This window comes from Microbacterium xerophyticum (assembly GCF_053543555.1).
In genome coordinates this window covers 769,410-776,992 of the sequence record NZ_JBLVOB010000006.1, presented here as the reverse complement: position 1 = coordinate 776,992, position 7,583 = coordinate 769,410, and the positions used below count along the sequence as shown (strand labels likewise).

The window sequence follows — 7,583 nt, the reverse complement described above, 5'->3', positions numbered from 1 at the left end:
CCCGTTTTTCGTGCGGTGCCGCTCAGGCCTGAGGTCCGGCCTCAGGCACCGGCACGCGGCCCGTGCGGATGATCCGGTCCAGGAGAAGGTCGAAGTCGGCTGCGAGCTCCTGAGCGGAGTCTCCCGGCCAGATGTGCAGCGGCTTCGCGGCACCCTGCGCCTGCTGCAGCGAGGTGCGCTCCGGCAGCTGGGGCGACAGCACCAGCGGGCCGAACATGTCGCGCAGTTCCTTGATGCGGAACTGGTGCTCGATCGACTGCGGGCGCACGCGGTTGACGACGATGCCGAGCGGCTGAAGGCGGGGGGAGAGGCCGCGACGGATCTCCTCGATCGCGCGCAGCGCACGGTCGGCGGCCGCCACGGAGAACAGCCCGGGCTCGGTGACCACCATGACGCGGTCGCTCGCAGCCCATGCCGTGCGGGTGAGGGCGTTCAGGGACGGTGCGCAGTCGACCAGCACCAGGTCGTAGTCGCTCTCGACCGCGGCCAGTGCCTCCTCGAGCTTCCAGACATCTCGCACGCTCGGGTGCGGGCCGTCGAAGTTGATCGCGGAAGGGCTGCCGATGAGCACATCGATCGTGCCGGGGTGCACCTTCGCCCAGCCGCTGGAGGTGATCGCCTGTCGGACGACTTTCTCCTTCGGGTTCGCCAGGACATCGGCGATGTTGAGTCGTCCGGCGACCTGGATGTCCATGCCTGTGGACACATCGGATTGCGGGTCGAGGTCGACGACGAGGGTCCGGACGCCTCGGGCGAAAGCCGCTGAGGCCAGTCCGAGAGTCACGGTCGTCTTGCCGACGCCTCCCTTGAGAGAGCTGACGCTGAGTACGTGCACGGACACCACGTTACCGTCCCCTAGGCTTGGAGAACACTCAGCCCCGCCCCGTGAGCGTCGTAAACGGCGTACAACGAGTCATCAGAGGTGTGCATGTTCCAGAAGATCCTTGTGGCCAACCGCGGTGAGATCGCAATCCGCGCGTTCAGAGCCGCGTTCGAAGTCGGGGCGCGCACGGTCGCGGTGTTCCCCTATGAGGACAGGGGCTCGCAGCATCGGCTCAAGGCCGATGAGGCGTATGAGATCGGTGAGCGCGGCCACCCCGTGCGCGCTTACCTCGACGTCGACGAGATCATCCGCGTCGCTCTCGAATCGGGAGCCGACGCGATCTACCCCGGATACGGATTCCTCTCGGAGAACCCCGAACTCGCCGAGAAGGCCGCGGCGAACGGCATCGTCTTCATCGGACCGCCGTCGAAGGTGCTCGAGATGGCCGGCAACAAGGTCGAGGCCAAGCATCACGCGATCGAGGCCGGAGTCCCCGTGCTGCGGTCCACCGAGGCGTCATCCGACGTGGAGGAGCTGGTCGCCCAGGCCGACGGCATCGGCTTCCCGGTCTTCGCGAAGGCCGTCGCCGGTGGTGGTGGCCGAGGCATGCGCCGCGTCGAGACGAAGGGCGAACTCGCCCCCGCGCTGGCCGAGGCCATGCGCGAAGCGGAGAGCGCCTTCGGGGACGCCCGGATGTTCCTGGAGCAGGCGGTCGTGCGCCCCCGTCACATCGAGGTGCAGATCCTCGCGGACAAGACCGGCGAGACCGTGCACCTGTTCGAACGCGACTGCTCGGTGCAGCGCCGGCACCAGAAGGTCGTCGAGATCGCGCCGGCACCGAACCTCGACGACAGCATCCGCACCGCTCTGCACGGATACGCGATCGCGTTCGCCCGATCGATCGGCTACGAGAACGCCGGAACCGTGGAGTTCCTGCTCGAGACAGCGGGGGAGCGCACGGGCGAGGTCGTCTTCATCGAGATGAACCCGCGCATCCAGGTCGAGCACACGGTGACCGAAGAGGTCACCGACGTCGACCTGGTGCAGTCCCAGATGCGGATCGCCGCCGGCGAGTCCCTCGCAGACCTCGGTCTGCAGCAGGGTGACATTCGTCTGCGCGGCGCTGCGCTGCAGTGCCGCATCACGACCGAGGACCCCACACAGGGTTTCCGCCCCGACACGGGCAAGATCACGACCTACCGTTCGCCCGGCGGTGCCGGCATCCGCCTCGACGGCGGCACCGTGCACCAGGGAGCGCAGATCAGTCCCCACTTCGACTCGATGCTCTCCAAGCTGACCTGCCGCGGACGCGACTTCGAAGCCGCGGTCGGCCGTGCGCGTCGTGCCCTGGCGGAGTTCCGCATCCGCGGTGTCTCCACGAATATCCCTTTCCTGGAAGCGCTGCTGGCAGACGAGGCGTTCGTCTCCGGCGATGTCAGCACGTCGTTCATCGACGAGCGCCCCGACCTGCTCCAGGGCAGGGTCTCGAAGGACCGGGGAACGAAGCTGCTGAACTGGCTGGTCGACGTCACCGTCAACAAGCCGAACGGTGCGCACCCCGGTGTCGCCGATCCCGTGACCAAGCTGCCGGCCGTCGATCTGCACGCCGAGCCGGTCGCGGGTTCCCGTCAGCGGCTGCTCGAGCTGGGGCCGGAGGGCTTCGCCGCGAACCTGCGCGCACAGAGCGCGCTGGCCATCACCGACACCACGTTCCGCGACGCGCATCAGTCGTTGCTCGCCACCCGCGTGCGCACACGCGATCTCGTCGCGGCCGCTCCCTACCTCGCCCGTCTCACCCCGGAACTTCTGTCGGTGGAGGCATGGGGCGGCGCGACCTACGACGTCGCACTCCGGTTCCTCGGTGAGGACCCGTGGGAGCGACTCGACAAGCTGCGCGCTGCGCTGCCGAACATCAACATCCAGATGCTGCTGCGCGGCCGGAACACCGTCGGCTACACGCCGTACCCCAGCGCGGTCACCGAGGCGTTCGTCTCAGAGGCGGCCACGAGCGGCGTCGACATCTTCCGCATCTTCGACGCCCTCAACGACGTCTCGCAGATGCGGCCGGCCATCGACGCCGTGCGCGCCACCGGCACCTCGATCGCCGAGGTCGCCGTCTGCTACACGGGCGATCTGCTGAACCCTGCCGAAGACCTCTACACGCTGGACTACTACCTCGGCCTCGCCGAGCAGATCGTGGACGCCGGAGCGCACGTACTCGCGATCAAGGACATGGCAGGCCTGCTGCGTCCGGCCGCAGCGGCCAAGCTGGTGACGGCGCTGCGCGAGCGCTTCGACCTGCCGGTGCATCTGCACACCCATGACACCCCCGGCGGACAGCTCGCGACCCTGCTCGCGGCCAGTGCGGCCGGCGTCGACGCGGTGGACGCGGCATCCGCACCGCTGTCGGGCACGACGAGCCAGCCCTCGTTGTCGTCGCTCGTGGCGGCCCTGGTCCATACGGATCGCGACAGCGGCATCGATCTGGATGCCGTCTCCGATCTCGAGCCGTACTGGGAGGCGGTGCGCAACCAGTACGCGCCGTTCGAGTCCGGCCTGCCCGGCCCCACCGGTCGGGTGTACCACCACGAGATCCCGGGCGGGCAGCTCTCCAACCTGCGTCAGCAGGCCAAGGCCCTCGGTCTGGCGGACGACTTCGAGCTCATCGAGGACATGTACGCCGCCGCCGATCGCATCCTCGGTCGTGTGCCGAAGGTGACGCCGTCGTCGAAGGTCGTCGGCGACCTCGCGCTGCATCTCGCCGCTGTCCGCGCCGATCCGGCGGACTTCGAGGCGAACCCCGAGAAGTACGACGTGCCGGACTCGGTCGTGGGCTTCATGGCGGGCGAACTGGGCGACCTCCCCGGCGGGTGGCCGGAACCCTTCCGGACCAAGGTGCTCGCCGGGCGCGAAGTACGCCTCGGCCTCACCGAGATCTCCTCCGACGACGAGAAGGCTTTGGCCGGCTCGAGCCTGGAGCGACGCGAACGACTGAACTCGCTGCTGTTCCCCGTGCCGACGCGGGAGTTCGCCCAGCAGCGCGAGGTCTTCGGCGACCTGTCGGTGCTCGACACCAGCGACTACCTCTACGGTCTCGTGCAGGGCCAGGAGCACCTGGTCGAGATCGACCGCGGCGTGCAGTTGTACGTCGGTCTCGAAGCCATCGGTGAGGCAGACGATCGCGGCATGCGCACGGTCATGACCACTCTGAACGGCCAGTTGCGCCCGGTGTTCGTGAGGGATCGATCCATCGCGGTCGATGCCCACGAGGTCGAGAAGGCCGACACCGCCAAGCCCGGTCAGGTCGCGGCACCGTTCTCGGGTGTGGTCTCGCTCAAGGTGGAGGTCGGGGTCACCGTGCGTGCGGGTGAGCCGGTCGCGTCGATCGAGGCGATGAAGATGGAAGCGGCCATCACCGCGCCCGTCGACGGCGTCGTGGAGCGGCTCGCGATCGGCGCCACCCAGCAGGTGGATGCGGGTGACCTTTTGGTCGTCATACGTCCAGCCCAGTAATCTTGTGCGAGCGACACGCTCGCACAAGCTTGGAGTGACACAGTGACACCGAAGAACGAATCAGACTCCGCGGAGGACGACAGCCGCGGCGTGCTCGACGAGGCCGCCTCGTTGGACACGACCGGCATCGGCATACTCGGGCAGACGGCGCAGGTGAGCGTCGCCCTTCCGCAGGATGAGGATGACGACCTGGTCGACGACGCGGTGGTCGACGGTGAGATCCTCTCGGAACTCATCGTCGACCCACCGCTCGAGGCCGCCGCGGTCTCGGTGGCCGACGAACGTGTCGGCCGGATCCAGGAAGACCGGATCGGGATCATCATCGAGCTGCCGGCGGAAGAGCCCGCGGCGACGGCGACCGACACGGTGCCGGTTCCTGAGGCCGATGACGACGTCGCCGAGGGTGTCATAGAGCCGGATGCGGCATCGGAGCCCGAGTCGGGATCAGAGCCGGGACGCGACGCGGAGCCGGCGGCGACGTCGGATTCGGACCGCGAGATCATCGTCGACCCCGTCATCGCGGCTGCTCCTGCCGCGACCGCCGCTCCGGCTGCTGCGGCCGCGAAGCCGAAGACCAAGAAGAAGCCTCGTGCTCGGCCTGCGGCGAAGCCAGAGCCGACAACGGCATCTGGGTCGGACACCGCACCCGAGCCGGCAACCGCGACTGAGTCGGAGATCGCATCCGAGACGGTCGCCGAGTCCCAGCCGGCATCCGAGCCCGTCTCCGCACCCGACGCAGAGCCGGCGGCCGCGTCCGAGGATGGAGCTGCGGACAAGTCGATGGAATCGGCCGCGCCACCGCGCGAAACGAAGAGCGGCGAAGCGAAGAGCGGCGAAGCGACGAACGGCGAGACAGGTCAGCGCGGCGAGAGCGCGACGTCGGCATGGATCGCTGCCGCGCTGAAGAAGGACGCCTCGTCGAACCCGACTCCGGCGCCGGCGGCATCCGTTCCTGCAGAGAAGGCGAAGAGCGAGACCGTGACGAACTCCCAAGAAGATCAGCATCCGGCCGGGAAGCCCGCAGAGACGGCGATCGCACAGCGACCCGCGGTCTCGCGACCGGAGGTGGCCCTGACCTCCAAGCGGCTCGGTGACCAGCTCGGCGAGTCGTCTCGCGAGTCAGCGGACCTGCTGACGGCCGACCGCCTGCTCGATCCGCATCAGGTGACGAAGCCCGAGCCGGAGGGTGCGTGGAGCCACTTCCTGTACGCCGCATCCGGACGACGCATCAACATCGGCGACGGCCGACGTGCACGCGAGCGCAAGGCGCTCACCGCACGCATCGCCGCACCGCTCGTGGGCGGCGCACGATTCGTGCCTGTGCTCTCCCGGAAGGGCGGGGTCGGCAAGACGACGATCACGGCGCTGCTCGGGATGGCACTGGCGGATGCGCGTGACGACAGGGTCATCGCGGTGGACGCGAACCCGGATCGCGGCACTCTGGCGGACCGGATCGTGCGCACGCACAGCAGGTCGGTGCGCGATCTCGTACGCATCCACGACGATGTCAAGGGATACCACGACGTGTCGTCCATCGTGGCCCGCGATTCGACGCGTCTCGACGTGCTCGCATCCGATGCGGATCCGCGCATCGCCGAGGCGTTCAGCGATGACGACTACCGTGATGTCGCCGACGTCGCGGCGCACTACTACTCCCTCGTGCTGACGGACACCGGCACGGGGATCGTGCACTCCGTGATGGGGGCGACCCTCGATCTCGCGGATCAGCTCATCATCGTCTCGGGCCTCAGCGTCGATGAGGCGCGACTCGCCTCCGAGACGCTGACATGGCTGGAGACCAACGGCTACGCCGAGTTGGCCCGACGGTCGATCGTCGTGCTCAACCAGTCGACCCCCGGCAGCCCGCTCGTGCGGCTCAACGAGCTCGAGGCGCACTTCGCCACGCGTGCGAAGAGCGTCGTGCGCATGCCGTACGACTCGCAGATCGCGGGCGGCGGTGCGATCGTGTTCGCCAACCTGCAGCCCGAGACGCGACAGGCGGCCCGCGAGCTCGCCGCCTCCCTCGTCGAGGGCCTCCGGGCGAGCGCGGCCTGATGGCGGTTCGCGAGATCCGGGTCTTCGGCGACCCTGTGCTGCGCACGGTGTGCGCGCCCATCACCGAGATCGACGAGGGCGTGCGGGCGCTCGTGGCCGACCTCGTCGACACCGTCGAGCTGCCAGGGCGGGCCGGCGTCGCGGCCCCGCAGATCGGCGTGGCCGTGCGCGCGTTCAGCTACAACATCGACGGCGACATCGGCTATGTGCTCAATCCCGTGTTGACCGAGGTGCGCGGTGAGCCGGTTCCGACGGGGGAGGGCTGCCTGTCCGTACCGGGACTCTGGCACGACGCCCTCCGTCATCCGTGGGCCAGGGTCGAGGGGATCGACCTCGACGGCAACCCGGTCGTCCTGGAGGGTGAGGGGCTGCTCGCCCAGGCGCTGCAGCACGAGACGGATCACCTCGACGGCACGCTCTACCTCAACAGGCTCTCGCCGGAGGACCGCAAGACCGCGATGCGCGAGGTCCGCGAGAGCGACTGGTTCTAGCGGCTTCACCGCCGAGACCCTTCTTCGCGCCGAGTCCCCGCCTGCTGCCGCACGCGGGGCGGGGACTCGGTGATGAAGCGGGGTCGCGGCGAAGTCAGCCGCCGATCGCGACGTTCGTGGTGTTGACCGGCTCGTCGTAGATGGATGCGACCTCGTCTGCGAAGTCCGCCATGATCACGTTGCGCTTGATCGACATCTTCGGCGTGAGGTGTCCGCTGTCCTCTGTCCACTCCTTGTCGAGGATCGTGAACTTGCGGATCGACTCCGCGCGCGACACGTTGCCGTTGGCGATGTCGACGGCGCGCTGAATCTCGGCCCTGACCGCCTCGTTCTTCGAGGCCTCTGCCAGCGTCATTCCGGCGGGCAGGCCGTTGTTGCCGAGCCATGTCGGCAGCATCTCGGAGTCGAGCGTGATCAGTGCGGAGATGAAGGGCTTCTGATCGCCGACGACGACGACCTGTCCGACGATCGGGTTGGCGCGGATCGGATCCTCGAGCGCGGCCGGTGCGACGTTCTTGCCGCCCGCCGTGACGATGATCTCCTTCTTGCGGCCGGTGACCGTGAGGAAGCCCTCTGAGTCGAAGCTGCCGATGTCGCCGGTGCGGAACCAGCCGTCGTGGAACGCTTCGGCGGTCGCCTCCGGATTGTTCCAGTACTCCTTGAAGACGTTGATGCCCTTGACCTCGATCTCGCCGTCGTCC

At 68.4% G+C, this 7,583-nt stretch carries 4 protein-coding genes and 1 pseudogene; 3 read left to right on the top strand and 2 right to left on the bottom strand.

Annotated elements, in window-relative coordinates:
• Positions 1 to 22: 22 nt before the first annotated feature.
• Positions 23 to 835 carry a ParA family protein gene (locus tag ACNPNP_RS10430; protein WP_448966165.1) on the bottom strand — a complete coding sequence of 271 codons (813 nt, stop codon included), beginning with the start codon at positions 833 to 835 and terminating at the stop codon, positions 23 to 25.
• A gap of 93 nt (positions 836 to 928) precedes the next feature.
• Here ACNPNP_RS10430 and ACNPNP_RS10425 point away from each other — a divergent pair, with 93 nt between their 5' ends.
• The 3 genes from ACNPNP_RS10425 to def are packed head-to-tail and all read left to right on the top strand — an operon-like array spanning position 929 to position 6,882.
• Positions 929 to 4,336, top strand: a complete 3,408-nt coding sequence (locus ACNPNP_RS10425; protein WP_448965951.1) for a pyruvate carboxylase — start codon at positions 929 to 931, stop codon at positions 4,334 to 4,336.
• 42 nt (positions 4,337 to 4,378) lie between these two features.
• Positions 4,379 to 6,391 (top strand): MinD/ParA family ATP-binding protein, encoded by a 2,013-nt coding sequence (locus ACNPNP_RS10420; RefSeq protein WP_448965950.1) that lies wholly within the window; start codon positions 4,379 to 4,381, stop codon positions 6,389 to 6,391.
• The gene (gene def / locus ACNPNP_RS10415; RefSeq protein ID WP_448965949.1) at positions 6,391 to 6,882 is read left to right on the top strand and encodes a peptide deformylase; all 492 of its coding nucleotides are present in this window, start codon (positions 6,391 to 6,393) and stop codon (positions 6,880 to 6,882) included. The genes ACNPNP_RS10420 and def overlap by 1 nt, the downstream gene beginning before the upstream one ends.
• Positions 6,883 to 6,976: 94 nt before the next feature.
• On the opposite strand, the pseudogene ACNPNP_RS10410 reads toward def, so the two are convergent.
• Positions 6,977 to 7,583: pseudogene (locus ACNPNP_RS10410) on the bottom strand (long-chain fatty acid--CoA ligase); the annotation flags it as partial.

Excerpts from the sequence above, each read along its gene's own strand:
- def (WP_448965949.1), top strand. The coding sequence starts at position 6,391 with ATGGCGGTTCGCGAGATCCGGGTCTTCGGCGACCCTGTGCTGCGCACG.
- ACNPNP_RS10425 (WP_448965951.1), top strand. The coding sequence starts at position 929 with ATGTTCCAGAAGATCCTTGTGGCCAACCGCGGTGAGATCGCAATCCGC.